The sequence below is a fragment of the Delftia sp. ASV31 genome (assembly GCF_016428765.1).
In the GTDB taxonomy this organism is placed as follows: domain Bacteria; phylum Pseudomonadota; class Gammaproteobacteria; order Burkholderiales; family Burkholderiaceae_C; genus Comamonas; species Comamonas acidovorans.
This window is the reverse complement of the sequence record NZ_JAELTK010000002.1, coordinates 67975-89973: the sequence shown is the minus strand read 5'-3', so window position 1 is coordinate 89973 and position 21999 is coordinate 67975. Positions and strand designations below refer to the sequence as shown.

Genomic DNA, 21999 nt, shown 5'->3' with positions numbered 1-21999 from the left:
GCGTCGAGATATCAGGAATGCAGGGCGCCGAATGCGCCCTGCCCTGCTCTCGGACTCAAATGGCTCCGTCGTCGAGCTCGCCGGTACGGATGCGCACCACGCGCTCCACGGCCGTGACGAAGATCTTGCCGTCACCGATCTTGCCCGTGCGCGCCACGTTGACGATGGCATCCACGCAGCGGTCCACGTCCTCGGTGCGGACCACGACCTCGATCTTCACCTTGGGCAGGAAGTCCACCACGTACTCAGCACCGCGGTAAAGCTCGGTATGGCCCTTCTGGCGGCCAAAGCCCTTGACCTCGGTGACGGTCAGGCCGTTGACGCCGCAGTCGGCCAGTGCCTCGCGGACCTCTTCCAGCTTGAACGGCTTGATGATGGCGGTGATCATTTTCATGGGGTGAACTCCTCAGTGCATGCAATACGGGGCAAGACGGCTGGCCGGGAAACCCCGCCGCCTCAGGTGCTTCAAGCGCGAAAGCGGTTGGTGATGGGGTAGCGCCAATCCTTGCCGAAGCTGCGGCGCGTCAGTCGCGGCCCCACGGGCGCCTGGCGGCGTTTGTACTCGTTGATCTGGATCAGGCGCGTCACTCGCTCCACATCGGCGCTGGCGTATCCGTCGGCCACGATGGAGGCGATGCTTTCGTTATTTTCCATGTAACGGCGCACGATGGCATCGAGCACCTCATAAGCGGGCAGGCTGTCCTGGTCTTTCTGGTCAGGGCGCAGTTCGGCGCTGGGCGGGCGCGTGATGATGCGATCCGGAATGGGGTCCAGCCCCGTGCCGAACGGATCGTTGGCATTGCGCCAGCGCGCCAGCGCAAAGACTTCGGTCTTGAGCACGTCCTTGATCACCGCAAAGCCGCCCGCCATGTCGCCATAGAGCGTGCAGTAGCCGGTGGACATCTCGCTCTTGTTGCCGGTGGTCAGCACCACGGAGCCGAACTTGTTGGACAGGCCCATCAGCAGGGTGCCACGGATGCGGGCCTGCAGGTTTTCTTCGGTCGTGTCCTCGGCGCGGCCCGCGAAGGCCGGGGCCAGGGCGGCCTTGAAGGCCTCGAACTGCGGTGCGATGGAGATTTCGTCATAGCGCACGCCCACGCGCTCGGCCATGTCACGCGCGTCGATCCAGCTGATGTCGGCCGTATAGGGCGAAGGCATCATCACCGTATGCACCTTGTCCGCTCCCAGGGCATCGACTGCAATCGCCAGCACCAGGGCCGAGTCGATACCGCCCGACAGGCCCAGCAGTGCGCCGGGGAAACGGTTCTTGCCCACGTAGTCGCGCACGGCCAGCACCAGGGCGGACCACAGCGCCGGCAGGTGCCCTGGCTGCGCAATCACCTCGCCTGACAGCACCAGCGCATGCCCGCCCGTGCGGACCTCCACCTGCGGCAAGGCCTCGGCAAAGGCCGGCGCGCGCGCGGCAATGGAGCCGTCCGCCTGCACGGCAAAGGAGCAGCCATCAAAGACGATTTCATCCTGGCCGCCAACCAGATGTGCGTAGGCCAGGGGCAGGCCGGTCTCGCGCGCACGCGCGGCCAGCGTGGCTTCGCGTTCGGCCTGCTTGCCCTCATGGAAGGGCGAGGCATTGATCACGGCCAGCAATTGCGCACCGGCCTGGGCGGCGGCGCGTGCGGGTTCGGGATGCCAGGCGTCCTCGCAGATCAGCAGGCCCACGCGCACGCCCTGCACTTCGATCACGCAGGGCGATTGGCCGGCCACAAAGTAGCGCTGCTCGTCGAACACGCCGTAGTTGGGCAGGCATTGCTTGGCATGGCTGCATTCCACGCGCCCGTCGCGCAGCACGCTGGCCGCATTGCGCAACGCGCCACCGGCGCCCGGGTCGCGCCAGGGATGACCCATCACCAGCGCCAGGCCCGGCCATTGCGCGGTCTCCAGCGCAAGCTGCTGCACGGCCTGGTCGCAGGCATCCAGAAAGGCGGGGCGCAGATACAGGTCTTCGGCCGCATAGCCGCACAGGGCAAGCTCGGGCGTCAGCAGCAAGCGTGCTCCCGTGGCATAAGCTTCACGGGCTGCGGCAATGATTTTCTGGACATTGCCGGGCAGGTCGCCCACGACAAAGTTGAGCTGGGCAGTGCAGATGGAGAGCGTCATGGAATGCAATGGAGCCAACAGGGCCGACAAGGCCACCCCACAGCGAAAGGCGGCAGCGCGCGTCACACCGGCCTGCAAGGAATGGCATGGCTGAAACCGCAATTATCACCCGCGTGCTGGACAGCGTGCAGCAGCTCGATGCCCAGGCCTGGAATGCGCTGCTGGCATCGCAGGCCGCGCCCACTCCCTTCATGCGCCACGAGTACCTGAGCGCGCTGGAATCCAGCGGCAGCGCCGTGCCGCAAACCGGCTGGGCCGGCCGCGTGGTCACGCTCTGGCAGGGCGGCGAGCTGGTCGCCGCCTGCCCGGTCTACGCCAAGGCGCACTCCTATGGCGAGTACGTGTTCGACTTTGCCTGGGCACGTGCCTACGCCCAGCATGGGCTGGACTACTACCCCAAGGGCGTGCTGGCCGTGCCTTTCACGCCCGTGCCGGGTAGCCGCCTGCTGGCGCGCACGCCCTTGCTGCGTGCAGCCCTGGTGCGCGCGGTGCGCGAATGGGCCCAGGCGCAGCAGCTGTCTTCGCTGCACCTGCTGTTCAGCGATGCCGAGGATCTGGCCGCCTGCGATGCCGACGGCTGGATGCAGCGCAGCACCGTGCAGTTCCACTGGAGCAACCAGGGCGCCGATGGCGCCGGGCACGGCGATTTCGACCACTTTCTGGCGACGCTGAACCAGGAAAAGCGCAAGAAGATACGCCAGGAAAGGCGCAAGGTGCATGAGGCCGGCGTGCGCTTTCGCGCCCTGCACGGGCCGGACATGGGCGCACAGGACTGGGCCTTTTTCTACCGCTGCCACGAGCGAACCTACCTGGAGCATGGCAACGCCCCGTACCTCGAACCGGCCTTCTTCGAGGCCATGGCGCGCCAGATGCCCGAGGCCTGGCTGATGTTCATCGCCGAGCGCGACGGCCAGCCCATGGCCTGCAGCCTGATCGCGCTGGATGCTGCGGCCGCAAGGCTGTCAGCGGGCCATACGGGCGGGCGCGCCCATGCGCCGCAGGCCCCGCAGGGAACGGCCTACGGCCGCTACTGGGGCGCACTGGAGCGCGTGGATTGCCTGCATTTCGAGGCCTGCTACTACCAGCCCATCGCCTGGTGCATAGAGCGCGGCATTGCGCACTTCGAGGGAGGCGCCCAGGGCGAGCACAAGATGGCACGGGCACTGTTGCCCGTGGTTACTCCCAGCGCCCACTGGATTGCCCACCCGTCCTTTGCCGATGCCATCTCGCGCTTTCTGGACCGCGAGGGCGAGGGCATGGCCGGCTATCTGCAGGAGCTGCAGGCCCACAGCCCGCTGCGCCAGGGGTAAGGCTCAGAAGGTTTCCCAGTCGTCATCGCCCTGACCGGGCTGACCAGGCTGACCAGGCTGGCGTGGTGCCGGCTTGCTGGCCTGCGTGGGTCCGGCGCGGGGCCGGATGGGGGGTGTGGCATCGCGCTCAAGCCGGCGGGCCAGCGTCTCGCCGCCTGCAGGCGCACCGCCGCCGCCCAGGGCCGCAGGCCGCGCAGGGCTGGCGGGTGGGGCGGGCCGGACAGGCGGGGCTGCGGGGCGTGCTGCTGCGCTGGCCGGTGCCGCCACCCTGTGCGGCACATGCGCATGGCTGTCCGTGGCGCCACGGGGCAACTGGAAGACGGCCACGGCCTCGACCAGGTCCTGCGCCTGCTTGCGCAGCGAGGCAGCGGCGGCCGCGCTTTCCTCGACCAGGGCCGCGTTCTGCTGCGTGGTCTGGTCCATCTGCGTGACGGCTTCGCCAACCTGGGCCACGCCGGAGCTCTGCTCGGTGCTGGCCGAGCTGATCTCGCCCATGATGTCGGTGACCCGGCCGATGGCGGCCACCACTTCGGTCATGGTCGTGCCTGCGCGGTCCACCAGTTGCGAGCCCTGCTCCACACGCTCCACGCTGGCCGTGATCAGCGCCTTGATTTCCTTGGCCGCCTCGGCGCTGCGCTGGGCCAGCGAGCGCACCTCGCCCGCGACCACGGCAAAGCCCCGGCCCTGCTCACCTGCGCGGGCTGCCTCCACCGCGGCATTGAGCGCGAGGATGTTGGTCTGGAAAGCAATGGAGTCGATCACGCCGATGATGTCGCCGATGCGCCGGCTGCTGTCGTTGATGCCCTTCATGGTCTCCACGGCCTCGGCCACCACTTCGCCGCCACGGCGCGCAACGCTGGATGCATTGAGCGCCAGCTGATTGGCCTGGCGTGCGTTGTCGGCATTCTGGCGCACGGTGGAGCCCAGCTCCTCCATGGAGGCTGCCGTCTGCTCCAGGGCACTGGCCTGCTCTTCCGTGCGGCTGGACAGGTCGGCATTGCCGGAGGCAATCTGCGCGCTGGCCGAGGCCACGCCTTCGGCGTTCTGGCGCACGCTGCGCACGGTCTGCACCAGGCTGGACTGCATGCGCTGCAGCGCGCCCAGCAGCAGGCCGGTTTCGTCATTGCGGTCGATGCGGATGGTGCCGCCCAGGTCGCCGTTGGCCACGCGGTCTGCGGCATCGACCGCATGCGCCAGCGGCGCGCGGATGGAGCGCGTCAGCCACAGGCCGGCCAGCACGGCCAGCAGCACGGCAGCCAGCGCCGCCACGCTGAGGACGACGACCGAGCGCCCGTACACGGCCTCGGCATTGCGGCTTTCCTGCAAGGCGGCATCACTGTTGAGCTTGACCAGCAGATCCAGCGTGTTCGACGAATCGTTGTAGAGCTTCAGCGACTCGCCGCCCAGCACCGCCTGGGCCTTTTCCTTCTCGCCCTGGCGCGACAGCGCCAGCACCTGCTGGCTCAGTTGCTGGTAGCGCTCGCGTTCCTGGACCAGTTGCGCGTAGAGCCTGCGCTCTTCGTCCGATGACAGCAGCGGCTCATAGGCCTTCCTGCGCTCGGCCAGGCGGCGCTGCAGTTGTTCCAGCTGCTTTTCCGAATCGGTCTTGTAGGCGGCATCGTCATTGTTGACATGGCGCACTTCCAGAAGGCGCGTGCGCACGACATCGGTGCCGATCTGGTTGATCACTTCCACGCTGGGCATGGCGTTGCCCGTGATGACTTCCATGCTGGCGCGCATGGAACGCAGTTGCACCAGGGCTGCGGCCACCACGGCCAGCAGCAGCAGCACCAGCAGGCCGAAGGTGCCCAGCATGCGCGTTGAGATCTTGAGGTTTTTCACGTTCATCTTTCTTGTCGAAGTCCTGCCATCTTGTTGTGCCTAGCTTTGTGTTGCGCCATGGACAGGCGTCAGCCAGGCCCGGCGCGGACTTCGCAAAAACAGATCTGCCGCAACCGCGCAAGTCGGCTTGTTGGCAGGGATTGGAGGGGGAGAGCCACCGCGGTGGCGCGGTCTGCTGGAAGACTGATTGCCGCCAGGCGTGGCGGCCATGAGAACAAGGTGATCACGGGATACCCTTCGTTCCTAGGGAGCGGCGCCAGAAGCCGCCATTGTTCACACTGTAAGAATAGGACTACACCCACTTACATTCTGCCAGTATCCAGGCATTGTTCAGGACAAGTTCAGGTACTGGTAGTAGGCAGAAACCTTCACTGGCAGATTTGCGCCACAGCCTCTCGCTGCCGTCTTGCACCAGCTCAGCGCCAGACGCAAAAGGAAAGCGGCCCCATGCAAAGCATGGAGCCGCCAGAAAGGGAAGCTGAACTGCGCGTGAGGCCTCAGAACGCGGCCCACTCCTCATCGTCGGCGGTGGTCGTCTTGGTGGTCTTGGGGGCCTTGGCCGGGGTGGCCGCAGCGATCTGTTGCGCTGGCCTGGCGGCCATGGGAGCCAGGGCCGGACGCGATGCCAGGGAGGCAACAACCGTTGCGCGCGATGCTGCGGCAGTCGCCACAGAGACAACTGGCGCATCGGCAGCCGCCGTGCGGAATACCGAGACCGAGGCCACCATGGCCTGTGCCTGCTGCTGCAGCGACTGGGCGGCGGCGGCGCTTTGCTCCACCAGGGCCGCGTTCTGCTGCGTGGCCTGGTCCATCTGCGTGATGGCATCACCCACCTGTGCCACGCCCGCGCTCTGCTCGCTGCTGGCCGCGCTGATCTCGCCCATGATGTCCGTCACGCGCCGGATGGCGGTGACGATTTCCGACATCGTCTCGCCCGCCTTGTCCACCAGTTGCGTGCCCTGCTCCACGCGCTGCTCGCTGGCCTGGATCAGCGCCTTGATCTCCTTGGCCGCCTCGGCGCTGCGCTGGGCCAGCGAACGCACCTCGCCCGCCACCACGGCAAAGCCCCGGCCCTGCTCGCCTGCGCGGGCCGCCTCCACGGCCGCGTTCAGCGCCAGGATATTGGTCTGGAAGGCAATGCCGTCGATCACGCCGATGATGTCCGCGATCTGGCGGCTGCTGTCGTTGATGCCCTTCATGGTGTCCACCACCTGGGCCACGACTTCGCCGCCACGCGCGGCGATGCCCGATGCGGAGGCCGCCATCTGGTTGGCCTGGCGCGCGCTGTCGGCGTTCTGCCGCACAGTGGCGCCCAGTTCCTCCATGGAGGCTGCCGTTTCCTCCAGCGCGCTGGCCTGGCTTTCGGTGCGCGCCGACAGATCGGCGTTGCCCTGGGCGATCTCGCCAGCGGCCAGTGCCACGCCCTGCGCGTTGCCGCGCACCTCGCCCACCAGCTCGGCGAGCTTGCGGCGCATGTCTTCCTGCGCGTTGATGAGCTGGCCCATTTCGTCGCGGCGGCGGCTGGTGACCGGCGTCTCCAGATGGCCGGCCGCCACGTTGCGCGCCACATGGACGGCCTGGGCGACGGGGCCGGTCACGGCACGCGTGATGGCCCAGCCCACCAGGGCAGCAATGGCCACCACCACGGCCAGCGTGCCCAGCACCCAGATGCGGGCGAGGTCAAAGCCGGCCTGCGCCTGCTGGCGTGCCTGCTCGCCCGCCTCGCGCTGCAGGGTCAGCAGGCGGCCGGCGCTTTCGGCCAGCTTGCCGAACTGCGCCTCGGATTCGCCGGCGAACATCAGCCCCATCTCGTCGGCCATGAAGGCCTGCTCCTCGGTGGTCGAATAGTTGCCGGCACGCGCGCGCTCCAGCAGGCGCGCATGCATGGCCAGGAACTGCTGCTTGAAGCCGAGGTAGTCGTCAAAGGCCGCGCGCAGGGCCTGCTGGTCGATCAGCGCACGCAGCGCCGTCTCGTGCTCGCCGATGGTCTGCAGCCGGTCCTGCACCTGCTTGGCAAAGCCATCGACCTCGCCCAGGCTGCGGGCCGAGGCAATGCCGGCCTCGTGGCGGCGCAGGCGGTTGTACTCGGAGCGCATGGCGCCCGCATGGAACATGCTGGGCAGGGCCACATCCGACAAATGCAATGCGTTGCGGTGCATCTGCGCCAGTTGCAACCAGGCCACCGCCCCCAGGATGGCAGAGAACAGGACCATGACGAGGAATCCCATGCCCAGCTTCGTGCCCATGCGCCAATCTGCCAACTTCATTTGCTCGCTCCCGGGCTGATGGCTCGCACCAGCGCCTGATTGATCTGCCCAAACCCTGATCCACGACAAAACAAAAAACGCACCCGGCGCGTAGGCAACGGGTGCGTTTCAAATTGTATCAACTGCGAAGCGGGCATTTACCTCAGCGCAGTTGAGACTCCCTCAACGGGAGTGAAAGGGATCAGCCCTTGTAGTTGGCGATGCCGTCCACGACTTCCTTCTTGGCCTCGTCCACGCCCTTCCAGCCCAGCACCTTGACCCACTTGCCCTTTTCCAGGTCCTTGTAGTGCTCGAAGAAATGCTGGATCTGCTTGAGGGTGATCTCGTGGATGTCTTCCAGCGTGTTGATCTTGTCGTAGGCGGGCAGCAGCTTTTGCGTGGGCACGGCCAGGACCTTGCCGTCCACGCCGGACTCGTCTTCCATCAGCAGGATGCCGATGGGGCGGCAGGCCACGACCACGCCCGGGGGCAGCGGGAAGGGCGTCATCACCAGCACGTCCACCGGATCGCCGTCGCCGGACAGCGTCTGGGGCACATAGCCGTAGTTGGCCGGGTAGTGCATGGCCGTGCCCATGAAGCGGTCCACGAAGACGGCGCCGCTTTCCTTGTCCACTTCGTACTTGATGGGATCGGAGTTGGCCGAGATCTCGATGACCACGTTGAAGGTTTCAGGAGCGTTCTTGCCCGGTGTGACTTTGTCGAAAGACATGATGGATGAGGAGAGTTGAAACAAAAAAGCCCCCGCAGGGGGATAGCAGCGTGATTTTAGGCGCAGGCACACGCCCCCACGGATGGCTCCGCAGGAACGCCTGCCATGCTACGGCGGCAAGCCTGCGCCAAGCTTGCAGCGCCCGGGCCGTTTTCAGGCGTGTGCGCTGCCCGCGCGCCGTTGCACGGGACCGCTGCGCTGCTCCACCGCATGCTGCACTTCGCGGCGCAGGCCCAGGGCAAAGCCCAGCTCGGCCAGCACGAACAGCGGCCCGATGACCAGGCCCACGATGTCATCCAGGAAAGCCGGCTTGCGGCCCTCGTAGTAATGGCCCACGAACTGGATCACCCAGCCCACGGCGAAGATGCCCAGGCCCCAGCCCAGCCAAGCCCCCATCGGCAGCATGGCGATGGGCTGGGCCAGCGCCAGCATCAGGGCAAGCACCAGGGCCATGGCGATGCCGTAGCGCAGGTCAAGCAGACAGTAGTAGATGCCTGCCGCCAGTGCCGCCAGCAGGGCCAGGCTCAATGGCAGCTCGGGCAGGCCGTCGCCCAAGGGGGCAGCCCACTGCAGGCGGGCCAGCAAAATCACCACCGCCCACATGATCAGCGGCACGCCGACGAAGTGCGTGAGGATGTTGCGTGGATCACGGTGATAGTCCGCGTACTGGGACAGTTGGTCGATGAGGGTTTTCATAGGCTGCACCTGCGGTGGATGTTGCGCAACCATGGTGGTGTCATCAAGGATTGGCGTCTGTCATGGATCCGACACAAGCCTCATCGCGCACCTCGGGCTTACCCGCACCCGCTCCGGCAGCTCCGGCAGCCCACGCCACCCCGCGCGGCGTACGGCGCCGTGCTGCGGCCGGCCCGCCGGGCATGGCCGATCTCTGGGCCACCATCGAGGCGGGCCGCTGGTTCCACGCCCTGCCGCCGGAGCTGGGTGCACAGCTCAAGGCACTGGCCCAGCCCCGTACGCTGGCGGCAGGCGACTGGCTGTTCCGGCGCGGCGACCCGCCCTGCGGCCTGTATGCGGTAGCGCGTGGTGCGCTCAGCATCTCGGGAACGGCCGCCTGCGGCGAGCAGGCCCGCACGGCGCTGCTGACCCTGGTGGAGCCTCCCATGTGGCTGGGGGAAATCGCGCTGTTCGATGGAGCCGAGCGCACCCACGATGCCCAGGCAGCCACGGCCTGCACCGTGCTGCACGTGCCCCAGGCCCCACTGCAGGCATGGCTGGCGGCCCATCCCGAACACTGGCAGGTGCTGGCCTTGCTGCTGACCGACAAGCTGCGCGTGTGCCTGATGGCGCTGGAGGAGCACACGCTGCTGCCTGCGCCGCAGCGCCTGGCGCGGCGTCTGGTGCGCATGGCCGAAGGCTTTGACCAGTGGCAGCCGGACGGCCAGGGCCGCCAGCGCTGGCGCCGCGAGCTGGATGTTTCCCAGGAACAGCTGGCGCGCATGCTGGGCCTGTCGCGCCAGACGACCAACCAGATCCTGCAGGAGCTGCAGCAGGCCGGTTGCCTGCAACTGCGGCGCGGCAAGATGGAGGTGCTGGACCGGCAGGGCCTGCGCGACGCGGGCTGGCCCGAGGACTGAAGCCACTGAAGCCTCTGGACCCACCAGGGCGATCGAGGGGACGCAGCAACGCCCGGGACTGGACAAGCGGCGCGGGCACCCCACAATCGGGCTCCATGCAATACCACTACATCGGCAATGCGTCCGTGCCCACGGAGTCGGGACGCACGATCCCCGTGCTGGACCCGTCGGACGGGCAGGCTTTCGACGAGCTGCAGCGCGGCTCGCCCCAGGACATCGACCTGGCCGTGCGTTCGGCGCGCGAGTGCCAGGACAGCGTCTGGAGCAAGCTTTCTGCCGCAGAGCGCGGTCGCCTGCTGATGCGCCTGTCGGGCAGCGTGCTCCAGCATGCCGATGAGCTCACGGCCATTGAGCAGCGCGACTGCGGCAAGCCCACGCGCCAGGCCCGTGCCGATGTGCTGGCGCTGGCGCGCTACTTCGAGTTCTATGCCGGCGCCTGCGACAAGCTGCACGGTGAGACCCTGCCCTACCAGCAGGGCTACAGCGCCCTGACCTGGCGCGAGCCCCACGGCGTGACCGGCCACATCGTGCCCTGGAACTATCCCATGCAGATCCTGGGCCGCAGCGTGGGCGCGGCGCTGGCCGCGGGCAATACCTGTGTGGTCAAGCCCTCGGAAGACGCCTGCCTGTCCGTGCTGCGCGTGGCGCGGCTGGCCACCGAGGCAGGCTTTCCAGCCGGCGCCTTCAACGTGGTCACCGGCCTGGGTCACGAGGTGGGCGAGGCCCTGGCGCGCCATCCCGGCGTAGACCACCTGAGCTTCACGGGCAGCCCCGGCGTGGGCACGCTGATACAGCAGGCGGCTGCCGAGCGCCATTGCCCCGTCACGCTGGAGCTGGGCGGCAAGAGCCCGCAGATCGTGTTCGCGGATGCGGATCTGGACGCCGCCGTGCCCGCCATCGTCAACGCCATCGTGCAGAACGCGGGCCAGACCTGCTCGGCAGGTTCGCGCGTGCTGATCGACTCGCTGATCTACGAGCCGCTGCTCGAACGCCTGGGCCAGGCCTTCGAGGCGCTGCGCGTGGGCCCGGCCGCCATGGATCTGGACCTGGGGCCGCTGATCCGCGCCAGCCAGCAGCAGCGCGTCTGGGATTTCCTGTCCGACGCCCAGGTGGCCGGCATTGCCGTGGTGGCGCAGGGCCAGATCGTCGAGGATGCGCCCGACAGCGGCTTTTACCAGGCGCCCACCCTGCTGCGCGACGTGCCGCCCGAGCACCGGCTGGCGCAGGAAGAGATTTTCGGCCCCGTGCTCTGCGCCATGCCCTTCCATGACGAGGACCATGCCGTGCAACTGGCCAACGGCACGGCCTACGGCCTGGTGGCCGGCCTGTGGACGCGCGACGGCGCGCGCCAGCTGCGTCTGGCGCGGCGCCTGCGCTGCGGCCAGGTCTTCGTCAACAACTACGGCGCCGGTGGCGGCGTGGAGCTGCCCTTCGGCGGCGTCAAGTCCAGCGGCCATGGCCGCGAAAAGGGCTTTGAGGCGCTCTACGGCTTTACCACGCTGAAGACCGTCGCCATACGGCATGGCTGATCTTTGCGCATGACGGAAAATCGCGGGATGCCCAGCGCCAGCCGGCAGCCCGCGACAGAAAGAACAGCTTCCCCCATGCCCTTGTCCCCCATTCCCGACCGCACGCCCCAGCATGAACGCGACGTGCGCTACCGCAGCTACGCCCGCGCCGACGGCCTCTGGGATATCGAAGGCGAGCTGCGCGACAGCAAGACCCATGACATCGAACTGAGCGGCGGCCGCCACATGCCCGCCGGCACGGCCATACACCACATGTGGATACGCACCACGGTCGATGCGCGCCTGGTGGTGCAGGCCATCGAGGTCGTCATGGACTCCCATCCGCTGGGCCACTGCCCCGAAGCCACGCGGGCCCTGCAGAAAATGGTCGGCTGCAGCATGGCGCGCGGCTGGCGCAAGGCCATCAACGAGAACCTGGGCGGCGTGGCCAGCTGCACGCATCTGCGCGAGCTGCTGTTCAACATGGCCACGGCCGCCTTCCAGTCCGTGCCGGGCGTCTTTGGCGATGCCGACCCCAGCCAGCCGCCACGCCACCTGGGCCAGTGCCTGGGCTGGGACTTCAACGGCCCCGGCGTGGCCCGCTATTACCCGCAATTCGTGGGCTGGCAGCCCGGCACAGGCGGCGCGACCCCGATCCCGGCGTCCACAGCAACCACAGCAACCACCGAAACCCAAGGGGCCTGACCCCCGATCGAGGAGCAAAGCCCGATGCGTGTCCAGGACAAATCCATCATCGTCACAGGCGCCGGCAGCGGCATCGGGGCCGGCATCGCAAAGCGGCTGGCCGCCGAAGGTGCCCGGGTCATCGTCAACGACATCGACCGCGAGGCGGGCACGCGCGTGGCACAGGCCATCACCGCCGAAGGCGGCCGGGCACTTTTCGTGCAGGCGGACATGACAAGCAGCGAACAGGTCAAGGCCCTGGTGGAGGCCGCGCTGCAGGCGCATGGCCGGCTCGACGCCTTCGTCAACAACGCGGGCTGGACGCACCGCAACCGCCCCATGCTCGAAGTCAGCGAGGCCGAGTTCGACCGCGTCTACGCCATCAACGTCAAGAGCATCTACCTCTCTGCCGTGCACGGCGTGCCCGCCATGCGCGCCAACCCGGCGCTGGCCGATGGCCGCCCTGGCGGCGGCAGCTTCATCAACATCGCCTCCACGGCCGGCCTGCGCCCTCGGCCGGGGCTGACCTGGTACAACGGCTCCAAGGGTGCCGTCATCATCACCAGCAAGTCCATGGCGGCCGAGCTCGGGCCCGAGAACATCCGCGTCAACTGCATCAACCCCGTGTTCAACCCGGACACCGGCCTGGCCGCCGAGTTTGCCGGCGGCCCGGTGGACGAAGCACGCCGCGCACGCTTTTTGGCGACCATTCCGCTGGGCCGCTTCTCCACCGCAGGGGACGTGGCCAATGCCGCGCTGTATCTGGCCAGCGACGAGGCCGCCTTCATCAGCGGCACCTGCATCGAGGTGGACGGAGCGCGCTGCGTCTAGACACAGATCAAGAACTGCAGGCTTGCGCAGTGCCTGGACATAGGCATTCGGGCAAAATCGCGGGCATGGCAGAACGAGTGATCCCCCTGGTTGACGAGCGCGCCCCCACGCGCCCGGCCGCCGTGCCAAGTCTGCTGCAGACGCCCACCGGCGATCTGCAGGACAGGCTTGGCCGGTCGCTACGCGACCTGCGCATCAGCATCACCGACCGCTGCAACTTCCGCTGCAGCTACTGCATGCCCAAGGAAGTCTTCGACAAGAACTACAGCTACCTGCCGCACGGCTCGCTGCTGAGTTTCGAGGAAATCACGCGCACGGCGCGCCTGTTCGTGCAGCACGGCGTGCAGAAGATCCGGCTGACGGGCGGCGAGCCGCTGCTGCGCAAGAACGTGGAAACGCTGGTGGAGCAGCTCTCCGCCCTGCGCACGCCCGGCGGCCAGCCGCTGGACCTGACGCTGACCACCAACGGCTCCCTGCTGGCCCGCAAGGCCCGCGCGCTCAAGGACGCCGGCCTGAACCGCGTCACCGTGAGCCTGGACGGGCTGGACGACGCGGTGTTCCGCAGCATGAACGACGTGGACTTCCCGGTCTCCGACGTGCTGGCCGGCATCGAGGCGGCCCAGGCTGCAGGCCTGACCAACATCAAGGTCAACATGGTGGTCAAGCGCGGCACCAACGAAGACCAGATCCTGCCCATGGCGCGCCACTTCCAGGGCACGGGCGTGACCTTGCGCTTCATCGAATACATGGATGTGGGCGCGACCAACGGCTGGCGCATGGACGAGGTCCTGCCCTCCGACGAGGTCATCGCCCGGCTGCGCGCCGAACTGCCCCTGGTGCCGCTGCAGCCCAGCGCCACCGGCGAGACGGCCGTGCGCTGGGGCTATGCCGACGCGCGCGGCCTGCACGACCCGTCGCTGGGCGAGGTCGGCGTGATCAGCAGCGTCACCCATGCCTTTTGCGGCGACTGCAACCGCGCGCGCCTGTCCACCGAAGGCCGGCTATACCTGTGCCTGTTCGCCTCCGAAGGCTGGGACCTGCGCAGCCTGCTGCGCAGCGGCGCCAGCGATGCAGAGGTCGCCTCCGCGCTGGCCCCCATCTGGCAGCAGCGCAGCGACCGCTACTCCGAACTGCGCGCCAGCCTGCCGGCCAGCACGGGCACGCAGCGCAGGCGCATCGAGATGAGCTACATCGGCGGCTGATCCGTGCGGCGTGCGCGGGGCGTCGGCGCCCTGCCATCGCCGCCCCGCCCCTCTACTCCTTTTCCCGCTGCTCCCTCCCGCCCCACATGCCTCCTTCTTCCCAGCCCGCTGTTCAGCCCGCCCCCCTGCCCCTGAACGACATCACGGGCTGCGTGCTGGCAGGCGGGCGCGGCATGCGCATGGGCGGCATCGACAAGGGGCTGCAGCCCTTTCTGGGCCAGCCGCTGGCGGCCCATGCGCTGGACCGCCTGGCGCCCCAGGTCGGGCATCTGCTGATCAACGCCAATCGCCATGCCGAGGCCTATGCGCAATTGGGCGCGGCCCACGGTGCGCCGGTCTGGCCCGATGCCGAACCCGACTATCCCGGCCCGCTGGCCGGCTTCCTGAGCGGCCTGATGCACTGCCGGACGCCCTGGCTGGTCTGCGTGCCCTGCGATACGCCGCTGTTCCCGCTGGACCTTGTGGAGCGGCTTGTGCAGGCGGCGCTGTCGCAGCAGCCTGCGGCCGACATCGTCGTCGCCCATGGCTGGGAGCACTCGCTTGACGCAGATCAATCCCTGCTGCGGGCCCAGCCCGTGTTCTGCCTGATGCGGTCATCGCTGCGTGATAGTCTGCAATCGTTCATACGTTCGGGCGGCCGCAAGATCGATGCATGGACGGGCCAGCACCGCTGCGCCACGGCCCTCTTCAACCGCGCAGGCGACAGCCCGCTGGCCTTTGCCAACGCCAACACGCAGCAGGAGCTGCAGGCGCTGGCGCGCGCCGCAGCCACCCCGTCGTAGTGCCCCGCGCCGCCGGCCCGCACGCCGCCTTGCCCAACCGGATTCCGTTCTGATGACCGCATCCTTCCAGCCCGCATCCCCCACCACCGCATCCACCCAGGACCTGAGGGTCGATCAGGCCCTGACACAGCTGGCCAGCCTGCTGCAGCCCCTGGGCCCGGTGGCAGAGTTGGAGACGCTGGCGCTGGCCGATGCGCTGGACCGCGTGCTGGCCGAAGACATCGTCTCCCCCGTCGATGTGCCAGCGCATGACAACGCCGCCATGGATGGCTATGCCTTCGATGGCGGCCAGCTGCAGGCAGCTCACGCCGGTTCGCCCGCTGCACCGCTGGTGCTGCGCGTGGTCGGCCAGGCCTTGGCCGGCAAACCCTGGCATGGCACCGTGCAGGCCGGCGAGTGCATCAAGATCATGACCGGCGCCGTGTTGCCGAGCGGGCTGGACACGGTGATCGCGCATGAACGCACCGTGTCCGCAAGCGCTGACCACATCGGCATTCCGGCAGGCAGCGTGCGTGCCGGGGACAACCGGCGCCTGCGCGGCGAGGACCTGAGCCTGGGCCGCGTGGCCCTGGCGGCGGGTCAGCGCCTGCATCCCGCGGCCCTGGGCCTGATCGCCAGCCTGGGCCAGCCCCAGGTGCGTGTGCGCAGGCGGCTGCGCGTGGCCTATTTCTCCACGGGCGATGAAATCCTCCACCCCGGCACGGTGCCGCGCGAGGGTGCGGTCTACGACAGCAACCGCTTCAGCCTCATCGGCCTGCTGCAGCGCATGGGCGTGCAGGTGCTGGACCTGGGCGTGGTGGCCGACGAGCCCGAGGCTCTGCAGGAGCGCCTGCGCGAAGCCGCCTCCCTGGCCGACGTGGTGCTGACCAGCGGCGGCATCAGCGCAGGCGAGGCCGACCACACGCGCGCCATGCTGCAGCGCATGGGCTGCGTGCACTTCTGGCGACTGGCCATGCGGCCCGGCCGGCCGCTGGCCGTGGGCCTGCTGCAGCCCGATGCGGGCACGCCGTTTGCCGCAAGCCGCACGCCTGCACGCACCACGGTGCTGATCGGCCTTCCTGGCAATCCCGTGGCTGCCATGGTCAGCTTTCTGGTCTTTGTCCGTCCGGCGCTGCTGCAGCTCATGGGCGCTGCGCAGGCGGCTGCCGGGCCGGCTGCCCTGCCCCAGGCCGTGGCTGCCCATGCGCTGTCCAAGCGGCCGGGCCGCACCGAGTACCAGCGCGGCCTTCTGTCCACAGGCGCCGATGGCCGCTGCCTGGTCCGCACCACCGGGCCGCAGGGCTCGGGCGTGCTGCGCTCCATGGCCGAGGCGGACTGCCTCATCGTGCTCGAACATGAGCGCGGTGCCGTGCAAGCCGGCGAAGCCGTGTCCATCCTGCCGCTGCAGGCCTTTCCCTGACAGGAGATTCCCATGCCCTTCCAGTCCAAGCACCTGACCGACGCCCCCGATCGCAGCACCGTCGACACGCTGCCCGGCGCTACCTTGCTGGAGTTCGGCACCGCCTGGTGCGGCCACTGCCAGGGCGCGCAACCGCTGATTGCCCAGGCGCTGGAGGCCGCCCCGCAGGTGGCCCACATCAAGGTGGAAGACGGCCCCGGCCGGGCCCTGGGTCGCAGCTACCGCGTCAAGCTCTGGCCCACCCTGATCTTTCTGCGTGACGGGCAGGAGGTGCAAAGGCTGGTGCGGCCCCAGCAGGCCCGCGAGATCGCGGACGCGCTGGCCCGCATCACCGCCCAGCCCTGACACTTGCGGCGCGGCCGCTGCCTGTGTATCGCCGACAATGGCCCGCATGCCGCCTCAAAAGAAGCCAACCGAATCCGCGCCCAAGAAGCCCCGCCGCAACAGCGGCCGCCCGCTGGCCGACGATGCCGTGGGACGGGACATCATCCTGCAGACCACGGTCAACCTGCTCAAGACCCGCACGCCGGAGCAGCTGAGCATTCTGGAAATCGCGGCGGCAGCCGGTGTCACGCGTGCCCTGGTGCGCTACTACTTCAGCAGCCTCAAGGGCTTGCTGCAGGAGGTGACGGAGTCCCTGATGCGCGAGTTGCAAAACCGCATGGAAGTGGCGCTCAGGACGCAGGGCACGGTGGAAGAGCGCGTCTACCAGCGCCTGCTGCTGCGGCTGGATTTCATGCGCGAGCACCCGCAGTTCGAGCGGCTGGCGCTCTCCGAGATCTACCACTACGAAAGCGAAGAAGAGCCGCCGCCCTCGGGCACGCCGCTGCAGCGCATCACGCGGCGCGGGCTGGAGCTGACCTCGACCATGCTGATGGACGGAGCGCAGGCCAGCCACCCGGCACAGGTGGACCCGCGCTTCATCCACCTGGCCATTCTCAGCATTTCGGCCTTCCTGCCCACGGCACGGCCGCTGCTGGCCGAGCTGTTCGGTGAGGGACCCGAGGCAGACCAGCAGATCGAGCGCTACCTGCGCTTCATGTCCCATCTGCTGGCCGAGCGCATCAGGCAGGATGCGCCGGCGCAAGACCACCCTCCTTCCCCGGGCCACCACCCGGGATGACTTGCGCCGGCGCCCGCTGCTTCCTCCCTCCTTTCGTTCAGCGCCTGTTCAATCTAGTCCGGCTGTATGCCCAGTTCCTTGACCAGCCGCCCGAAGCGCTCGAAATCGCCGGCATTGGTCTTGCCCAGCCGCTGGGGCGGGCCGCCCACAGGGACGGTTCCCAGCGTGGCCATGCGCGCCACCACGTCGGGCATCCTGAGGATCTCGTTGAGCTGCGTGTTCAGCAGCTTGACCACCTCGGTGGGCATGTTCCTGGGGCCGAACAGGCCATACCAGGCGGTCAGCTCCACGTCCTTGTAGCCCAGCTCGGCCAGCGTGGGCACGTCGGGCGCCAGCGGTGAGCGCTGGGCATCGGCCACGGCCAGCGCCACCAGCTTGCCGCCGGGCAGGTAGGGAGCAATGGAGCCCAGCGTGCTGTAGGTGAAGGGCACATGGCCGCCCACCACATCGGTGACGGCCGGCGCCACGCCCTTGTAGGGAATGGCCTCGAAGCGGGCGCCCGTGGCGCGCCGGACCATCTCGCCGAGGAAGTGCATGGGCGATCCATTGCCCGGCGTGGCATAGCCCAGCGAGCGGCCTTGGCTGGAGGAGATGGCCTCCTTGAAGCTGCGCACGCCCGCACCAGGCCCGGCGACGAGGAACAGCGAAGTGGAGCCGACCTCGATCACGGGCGTGAAGCCATTGAGCACGTCGTAGCCGTGGCCCGTGCCCAGCTTGAGCACCAGTTGGGCCATGGCAAAGGTATTGGGCGCCAGCAGCAGCGTGTAGCCATCGGCCGGTGCCTTGGCGACGAAACTGCTGCCTATGGTGCCGCTGGCGCCCGCGCGGTTGTCCACGAGCACGGACTGGCCGATGCGGGCCGACAGCTTCTCGCCCAGCAGCCGCGCCAGCGCGTCGGTATCGCCGCCAGCGGGGTAGGCCACGACGATGGTGACCGGCTTGTGGGGGTAGGTCTGGGCCTGCGCCGGACCGGCGAGCAGCGCCAGGGCCATGGCCGCGCCCAGGGCGAGCGTTCTGCGTTTCGCTTTCATGGAGAGGGCTTTCATCGTGGTTTTTTCATTGTCAGCAAAGGTCGTTGCCGGGCTCAAGCCTGGCGTATCGCCACACGGTGCATCCGCCGCGCTGCGGGGTGGTAGTCATTGACCGCGTAGTGCTGCGTGGCCAGGTTGTCCCAGATGGCCACCGAGCCCTTGCGCCAGCGAAAGCGCACCTGCCATTCAGGCACCTTGGCCAGCCCGCTGAGCATGGCGATCAGGGCCGCGCTCTCGTCGCTGGTCACGCCTTCTATGTGCGTGGTGTAGAGCGAGTTCACAAAGGCCACGGGCAGCCCGGTGACCGGGTGCTCGAGGACCACGGGCTGCTCCAGCGGCGGATGCTTGAGGCGGGTGGCGCGATAGGCCTCGCCAGACGGATCTCGGCGCATCAGGCTTTGCCTGAGCGCTGGCGCCTCCCAGTTGTGGGTGGCGCGCAGCTCGCGCAGATAGGCCTGCAGCTCGGGCGCCAGCGAGGCGAAGGCCGTGGTCATGCTGGCCCACATGGTGTCGCCGCCCGTGGGCGGCACGTCCACGGCGTAGAGGCAGGCGCCGGCGGGCGGCTTGGTCTGCCAGGTCAGGTCGGCATGCCAGATGTCGGTGCCGGTGCGCGTGCCCTGGCTGATCAGCAGCTCGACATGGGGATCGTCCGGGTGCGAGGGAAAGGTGGAGGACACGGGCTCTACCTTGCCGAACACCTGGGCCACGCGCACCTGCTGCGCAGGGTCCAGCGTCTGGTCGCGGAAGAATATGACCTGGCGCTCGGCCAGCAGCCGGCGCAGCGCGTCCGCATGGTCATGCACCTGCGCCGGGTCCGAGAGATCGATGCCGTAGATCTCCGATCCTATGCACGGGGTGATGTGTTCGACTTGCATGAAATTCCTTTTCTCGAAAAAAGCGGGGTTGGGGTGGTGATCAGGTGGACGCGATGTCCTGCGGCAGCGGCATGGAGCGGAACCGGCGGCCGGTGGCATGGAACAGGGCCGTGGCGACGGCAGGCGCCGTGGGGCCCAGGGCCACTTCGCCGCAGCCCTGGGGCGGCCGGTCGCTTTCGACCAGGACCACCTCCACGCGGGGCATTTCGGCCAGTTGCAGCAGCGGGTAGTCGTGGAAATTGCTTTGCTGCACCACGCCCTTGTCAAAGCCCAGCCGGCTCTTGAAGGTGTTGGTCAGCGCAAAGCCGATGCCGCCTTCGACATTGGCCTGGACCAGTCCCGGGTTGACCACGCGGCCCGCGTCGATGGCGCAGATGGCGCGCTCCAGCCGCACGCGGCCTTCCACAACACGCAATTCCATGACCAGCGCGACGAAGGTCTGGAAGCTCTCGCCCCGCCCCGTGTAGACGTTGAAGGTCATGGCGCGGTGCAGGCCTGCCGGCGCGGGCTGCTCCCAGCGCGCGGCCTTCGCCGCCGCATCCAGCACGCCCAGTGCCAGCGGCTGGCCGGCCAGCAGACGGCGCCGGTACTGGTAGTCGTCCACGCCTGCGGTGTGGGCCAGCTCGCTGATGAAGCTTTCCAGGAAGAACACGCTGGACGTGGTGCCCACGCTGCGCAGATAGCTCAGCGGTATGGGCTGCTGCACGTCCACGGCATCCACCAGCAGATTGGGCACGCCGTAGATCAGGTCGTAGATGGACTCGACCATGGTCTCGTCCCAGCCGCCGGCATCGGCCATCTTCTTGGGGTTGATGGCGCCGTACAGCGATTGGCCCGAGATGCGCGCATGCAGCGCGGCAGGCAGGCCGTCGGCGCCCAGCACGGCACTCAGCCGCCCCGAGGCGCCGGGCCGGTAGTAGGAATGCCGTATGTCGTCCTCGCGCGAGCGGATGACCTTGACGGGCCGGCCCACGGCCTTGGATGCCGCTGCCGCATGCAAGGCGAAGTCGGGCATGTACTTGCGCCCGAAGCTGCCTCCGAGGAAGGTGGTGTGCACGATGACCTTGTCCGCAGGCACGCCGCAGGCCTTGCCGAGTTCGCCGCGCAGGAAGTCCTGGCCCTGGTAGGGCCCCCAGGTCTCGACCTCGCCGTCGCGCACATGGACAGTGGCGGCCAGTGGCTCCATGGTGGCGTGCGTGATGTAGGGCGAGTGGTAGTCGGCCGTGATCGGCTTGCCCGCCGCCAGCATTTCGCGCGGCTTGCCCAGGCTGCGGGCAACGACGGCCTTGTCGCTGGCCAGGCCTGCGACGAACTGCGCATGGATGCGCTCGCTGTCCACGCCGGCCGCCGCGCCGGCGTCGAATTCGATGTCCAGCGCGTCGGCGGCCTGCTTGGCGATCCAGTACGAATCGGCCACCACGACAACGGTGCTGGGCTCGGGGTCGGGCCACTGCGTGGTGCGCACGACGGCATGTACGCCGGGGCGCGCGCGCACCTCTGCCTCGTTGCGGATGCGCACGATGCGCCCGGTCACGCTGGGCGCCATGCGCACGGCGCCGATCAGCATGCCGGGCACCTCGACGTCGATGCCGAAGACCGCGCTGCCATCGACCTTGGCCGGGGTGTCCACCCGGCGCAGGTTGCGGCCGATCAGGCCCTGCTCGGAAGCCGACTTCATGCGCGGGCGCGCGGCGATGGACAGCCTGGAGGCATCGGCCACGATCTCGCCGTAGCCCACGCTGCGACCCGTCGCGGAGTGCAGCACGCGGCCGGCGCGCGTGCTGCACTGGGATGCCCGCACGCCCAGCCGGGCCGCGCCGGCACGCAGCAGCACATCACGGGCCTGGGCACCGGCCAGGCGCATGCGCTCGTAGAAATAGTTCATCGACATCGACGCGCCCACGAACTGCTGGAACGGCATCTCGCCCGCATCGTTGCGATAGGCGTCGCGCCCCGTGACGAAGCGCACGGTCACGCTGGCCCAGTCGGCATCGAGCTCGTCGGCCAGCACCTGGGGCAGGCCCGTGTAGATGCCCTGGCCCACCTCGCACTGCGACACGCCGATCACCACCTGCCCCGAAGGCTCGATCCAGACCCAATCGCCGATGGAGGAAGCCGTTGCTGCCGCTGCACCGGCCTCCGCTGGCGCGGCCTGCGCCAGCGGAATCAGCAGGCTGCCGGCAGCAGGCGCCACCAGCAGCGCGGCAGCGCTCTGGAGCAGATGCCTGCGCCGCAGCGAGATGGCAGAGCCGGCCGTGCGGCCCCGTTCATTGCTTGGACGCTGCGGCATGGATGGCCTCCCGGATGCGGTGGTAGGTGGCGCAGCGGCACAGATTGGTCATGGCCTCGTCGATCTGCGCATCGGTGGGCTGTGGATGGGTCTTGAGCAGCGCGGCAGCGGCCATGACCATGCCGGACTGGCAGTAGCCGCACTGCGGCACGTCCTTGTCCATCCAGGCCTTCTGGATGGGGTGGGAACGGTTGCTGGACAGCCCTTCGATGGTCGTGACCGCCTTGCCGCCCACCGTCGAGACGGGCAGCACGCAGGAGCGCACAGGCTCGCCATCGACATGGACCGTGCAGGCCCCGCACATGCTGATGCCGCAACCGAACTTGGTGCCGGGCAGCTTGAAGTGATCGCGCAGCACCCACAGCAACGGGGTCTGCCCGTCGCCATCAAAGGCCACGCTTCGGGAATTGAGGGTGAATTTCATCGTGGGGTCTCC

General features: G+C 68.4%; 20 protein-coding genes. 10 read left to right on the top strand and 10 right to left on the bottom strand.

Annotation, left to right across the window (positions count from 1 at the left end; all coding sequences use genetic code 11):
* Positions 1–55: 55 nt before the first annotated feature.
* Entirely contained in the window at positions 56–394 is a 339-nt protein-coding gene (locus JHD82_RS01300) for a P-II family nitrogen regulator (RefSeq protein WP_012206673.1), read from the bottom strand.
* A 71-nt stretch (positions 395–465) separates the two neighbouring features.
* The gene (locus JHD82_RS01295; RefSeq protein WP_199135174.1) at positions 466–2115 is read right to left on the bottom strand and encodes an NAD+ synthase; all 1650 of its coding nucleotides are present in this window, start codon (positions 2113–2115) and stop codon (positions 466–468) included.
* An 86-nt stretch (positions 2116–2201) separates the two neighbouring features.
* On the opposite strand from JHD82_RS01295, the gene JHD82_RS01290 reads away from it, so the two are divergent.
* Positions 2202–3425: a GNAT family N-acetyltransferase gene (locus JHD82_RS01290; protein WP_199135173.1), complete on the top strand. Its 1224-nt coding sequence runs from the start codon at positions 2202–2204 to the stop codon at positions 3423–3425.
* A gap of 3 nt (positions 3426–3428) precedes the next feature.
* Here JHD82_RS01290 and JHD82_RS01285 read toward each other — a convergent pair whose 3' ends face one another.
* The 4 genes from JHD82_RS01285 to JHD82_RS01270 form a co-directional block, all read right to left on the bottom strand.
* Positions 3429–5273, bottom strand: coding sequence for a methyl-accepting chemotaxis protein (locus JHD82_RS01285; protein WP_199135172.1), 1845 nt, complete (start codon positions 5271–5273; stop codon positions 3429–3431).
* Between the two features lie 491 nt (positions 5274–5764).
* A complete protein-coding gene (locus JHD82_RS01280) occupies positions 5765–7534 on the bottom strand; it encodes a methyl-accepting chemotaxis protein (protein ID WP_199135171.1) in 1770 nt (589 codons plus the stop codon).
* A gap of 181 nt (positions 7535–7715) precedes the next feature.
* Positions 7716–8243, bottom strand: a complete 528-nt coding sequence (ppa, locus tag JHD82_RS01275) for an inorganic diphosphatase (protein WP_012206678.1) — start codon at positions 8241–8243, stop codon at positions 7716–7718.
* A gap of 153 nt (positions 8244–8396) precedes the next feature.
* Positions 8397–8939: a DUF962 domain-containing protein gene (locus tag JHD82_RS01270; RefSeq protein ID WP_199135170.1), complete on the bottom strand. Its 543-nt coding sequence runs from the start codon at positions 8937–8939 to the stop codon at positions 8397–8399.
* A 62-nt stretch (positions 8940–9001) separates the two neighbouring features.
* On the opposite strand from JHD82_RS01270, the gene JHD82_RS01265 reads away from it, so the two are divergent.
* The 9 genes from JHD82_RS01265 (at position 9002) to JHD82_RS01225 (ending at position 17367) form a co-directional block, all read left to right on the top strand.
* Positions 9002–9838 carry a Crp/Fnr family transcriptional regulator gene (locus JHD82_RS01265; RefSeq protein ID WP_199135169.1) on the top strand — a complete coding sequence of 279 codons (837 nt, stop codon included), beginning with the start codon at positions 9002–9004 and terminating at the stop codon, positions 9836–9838.
* A 95-nt stretch (positions 9839–9933) separates the two neighbouring features.
* Complete coding sequence (locus JHD82_RS01260; RefSeq protein WP_047218958.1) at positions 9934–11367, top strand: aldehyde dehydrogenase family protein; 1434 nt, start codon at positions 9934–9936, stop codon at positions 11365–11367.
* Positions 11368–11442: 75 nt separating this feature from the next.
* The gene (locus JHD82_RS01255) at positions 11443–12051 is read left to right on the top strand and encodes a DUF2889 domain-containing protein (RefSeq protein ID WP_043782501.1); all 609 of its coding nucleotides are present in this window, start codon (positions 11443–11445) and stop codon (positions 12049–12051) included.
* A 24-nt stretch (positions 12052–12075) separates the two neighbouring features.
* On the top strand, positions 12076–12861 hold the full coding sequence (locus JHD82_RS01250; RefSeq protein ID WP_012206683.1) for an SDR family oxidoreductase: 786 nt from the start codon (positions 12076–12078) through the stop codon (positions 12859–12861).
* 65 nt (positions 12862–12926) lie between these two features.
* A complete protein-coding gene (moaA, locus tag JHD82_RS01245; protein WP_012206684.1) occupies positions 12927–14063 on the top strand; it encodes a GTP 3',8-cyclase MoaA in 1137 nt (378 codons plus the stop codon).
* Positions 14064–14149: 86 nt separating this feature from the next.
* On the top strand, positions 14150–14845 hold the full coding sequence (gene mobA, locus JHD82_RS01240) for a molybdenum cofactor guanylyltransferase MobA (protein WP_199135168.1): 696 nt from the start codon (positions 14150–14152) through the stop codon (positions 14843–14845).
* A 52-nt stretch (positions 14846–14897) separates the two neighbouring features.
* Positions 14898–16244 carry a gephyrin-like molybdotransferase Glp gene (gene glp / locus JHD82_RS01235; RefSeq protein ID WP_199135167.1) on the top strand — a complete coding sequence of 449 codons (1347 nt, stop codon included), beginning with the start codon at positions 14898–14900 and terminating at the stop codon, positions 16242–16244.
* Between the two features lie 12 nt (positions 16245–16256).
* Entirely contained in the window at positions 16257–16589 is a 333-nt protein-coding gene (locus JHD82_RS01230) for a thioredoxin family protein (RefSeq protein ID WP_012206687.1), read from the top strand.
* A 46-nt stretch (positions 16590–16635) separates the two neighbouring features.
* The gene (locus JHD82_RS01225) at positions 16636–17367 is read left to right on the top strand and encodes a TetR/AcrR family transcriptional regulator (RefSeq protein WP_225970995.1); all 732 of its coding nucleotides are present in this window, start codon (positions 16636–16638) and stop codon (positions 17365–17367) included.
* 53 nt (positions 17368–17420) lie between these two features.
* Here JHD82_RS01225 and JHD82_RS01220 read toward each other — a convergent pair whose 3' ends face one another.
* The 4 genes from JHD82_RS01220 to JHD82_RS01205 are packed head-to-tail and all read right to left on the bottom strand — an operon-like array spanning position 17421 to position 21987.
* Positions 17421–18398, bottom strand: coding sequence for a tripartite tricarboxylate transporter substrate binding protein (locus JHD82_RS01220; RefSeq protein WP_043782505.1), 978 nt, complete (start codon positions 18396–18398; stop codon positions 17421–17423).
* A gap of 53 nt (positions 18399–18451) precedes the next feature.
* On the bottom strand, positions 18452–19273 hold the full coding sequence (locus tag JHD82_RS01215) for a TauD/TfdA family dioxygenase (RefSeq protein WP_199135166.1): 822 nt from the start codon (positions 19271–19273) through the stop codon (positions 18452–18454).
* 40 nt (positions 19274–19313) lie between these two features.
* On the bottom strand, positions 19314–21563 hold the full coding sequence (locus JHD82_RS01210) for a xanthine dehydrogenase family protein molybdopterin-binding subunit (protein WP_199135165.1): 2250 nt from the start codon (positions 21561–21563) through the stop codon (positions 19314–19316).
* Entirely contained in the window at positions 21541–21987 is a 447-nt protein-coding gene (locus JHD82_RS01205) for a (2Fe-2S)-binding protein (protein ID WP_012206692.1), read from the bottom strand. The genes JHD82_RS01210 and JHD82_RS01205 overlap by 23 nt, the downstream gene beginning before the upstream one ends.
* Between the last annotated feature and the right edge of the window lie 12 nt (positions 21988–21999).